This window comes from Deltaproteobacteria bacterium, from assembly GCA_026712905.1.
In the GTDB taxonomy this organism is placed as follows: Bacteria; Desulfobacterota; Binatia; order UBA9968; family JAJDTQ01; genus JAJDTQ01.
In genome coordinates this window covers 1-2395 of sequence record JAPOPM010000056.1, presented here as the reverse complement: position 1 = coordinate 2395, position 2395 = coordinate 1, and the positions used below count along the sequence as shown (strand labels likewise).

The window sequence follows — 2395 nt, the reverse complement described above, 5'->3', positions numbered from 1 at the left end:
CGGTAGGAATGCGCATTGCTGCGCACCCCCCGCGCAGGTCCGGACATGGTCGCTAAACCATCCTGCTTCTACCTTGGGTGATTGACGGCGAACCGCTGGTCCGGCCATGGGTGGCGAATGGAAACGCGTGGCCACAAGATTTCGGTCATGCGCTCCAGTCGCTTCCAGTCGAAGCGAGCTCGCTGGGACCGCCGGCGTAGCGCCCGCATCCACAGGCGTTGCAACCTGCGGCGGAACCTACGAACGAACCGGCTCGACCCCGGAACGGCGAAGTAGTTCAGCCAGCCTTGGTAGACCCGCCCGAGCCATTCGCCCACCTCCCAGATGTCGTGGTGCCAGCGCTTGCGGAGCACCTCTTCGATGCGCGCCAAGGTCCTGTTGACCCGTTTGGCGACCGGTTTGCGACCAAGCCTGAGGCGTCCTCGCCGGGTCGTCGCGCAATGATGCGTGAAACCCAGGAAGTCGAATGTCTCCGGCTTGCCCGCCCCGCGCTGGCGTCGCTTCACTGCCGCGAACCGCCCGAACTCCACGAGGCGGGTCTTGTCCGGGTGGAGACTGAGACCGAATCGGGTCAGCCCTCTGTTTCATCCCACGGGGCGGCTCGCCTCCAGACCATGGTCGTTTGTGTATGCGGCGAAGATCGTTCCGCGGGCGCCATCAGGCGCCCGCGTCCTTGCCACAAGGTTCACACCCATCTTCCGCTCCCATGGAGTCGGAGAAGAGGGGACATGAACGCGCAAAGCCATGAAGGGAGCGAAAGCGAGTATGGATGCCATTGAGGCCCGGGGGGTGGTCAACCAGTGGATGCAAGTACCTCAAAGGTCTCTTGGGCGCCGAAGATCATCCGCGTCGTGCCGTCGACCAGAGGAAACAGCCTGAGTGAGTGTTACGCGAAACTGATGCTTGAGCGGTGAAGGGCTTCAATCCGCTGGCCTGCCAACGCCACGGTAGGGATGGGCGGAAACCTCCCGCTCATCGGCCGCTTTCCCGACCGGCCCCGCCAGGACATCACCGCCGCGCGGTCGGTTACTTTCAGGATATCGGTGTTGACGCCAACGGCGGATTCGCGTCCAGAATCCTGGACCAGTCCGGCAATGCTTCCACGCGGCCGGTTTCCGCGTTCCCCGCCCGCGTGGTCGCCCCCGGCGTCGGCACACCCGCACGAATTAACTCGTCGATGCGGTCCGCAACGCGTTGGGCGGCGACGCGAAGTTGCTCCATGGTCCAGTCGGCGGCGTAGCCCTCGGTCACGTCTTGGGGCCTCGCGTGGTTGACCAGCCGCTTGGTCAGGCTCACCGGCAGCATCAGGTCGCGGTTGGCGACGGTGATGAAGCAGTTGCGCAGCGCGTGAAACCAGAACCTCGCCCCGCCCGCCTCGCTGATCCGCGCATTCAGGTAATGAATTCCGTCGTTCATGTGTCCCGACTCGGCACTTCCGGACGGGAACACCCAACCCCGGCTGCGCTCGGGAAAGCGGTCGCGCTCGGCGAAGCGGCGCTGAAGGATAGTCACGAGCTGGCGCGTGACGGGCAGTTCCAACGGCTCGCCGGTCTTGGTCTCCTCGACCCGGAAAGTCATCTCGTCCAGGTCGACGCGCGCCCACTCGAGGCCGGAGACCTCGGCTTTGCGCATGCCCGTGTAAAGACCAAAGCGGAAAGCGTCGCGGGCGACAGGGTTTCGCACCACGGTCTCGATGCCCCGGTGCCAGCGCGGCAACACTTCGGCCGGGGGCTGGATCGTGCGCCGCCGCGGGCGGTGGGGCCGCCCGCCGGCCGCCCGCCACTGGTCCACCGGGTTGTGCAGCCCCTGGATATCGATGCAATGGCGGCGGTAGAGCATACGCAGCATGTTCATTGCGCTATTCGCTTGCGCCCATCCAGCTTCGTTCGTGAGCCGCAGGAAGCACTTCTCCACGTCGCGTCGGTCAATGGTGTCCAACGTACGGTCGATCCACGCGCCAAGACTCCGGTAGACCGTGCAGCGGTAAACCGCGACCGTGCTCTCCTTGCGCTTCGGCCCGGCGGCCAGAAACTCATCGAAGGCCTCGCGCAAGGTTGGAACCGTTCTGCCGAGGGCACGCTCCGTTGCAGGATCATCACCGCCGCCGACACGGCCGAGGGTTTCCTGAGCCAAGCGCCGCGCCTGGTCGGCGGTCACACGTCCATGGCGTCCTATGACCAAGCGCCGGTTGGTGGCCCTGCGCCCACCGGTACCGACACGATAGTTAACGATATAGGCGCGAACGCCGGAGGGTTGGACGCGAAGACCGAAGCCGGTCAACTTGTCGTCCCACGCGATGAAGGGCTTGTCTGCAGGTTTGAGGGACTCGACGTTGCGTTTGTTCAGCGTCACCTTGAGGTTGGCGGTGCGCTTCCCGGTCTGTGTTGACATGGTG

General features: G+C 64.9%; 2 protein-coding genes. Both read right to left on the bottom strand.

Annotated features, from left to right (window positions below):
- Positions 1–68: 68 nt before the first annotated feature.
- Positions 69–371: a retA reverse transcriptase gene (locus OXF11_04370; protein MCY4486333.1), complete on the bottom strand. Its 303-nt coding sequence runs from the start codon at positions 369–371 to the stop codon at positions 69–71.
- A gap of 661 nt (positions 372–1032) precedes the next feature.
- Positions 1033–2395 (bottom strand): integrase arm-type DNA-binding domain-containing protein (locus OXF11_04365; GenBank protein MCY4486332.1); only part of this gene is annotated, 1363 nt, incomplete at its 5' end.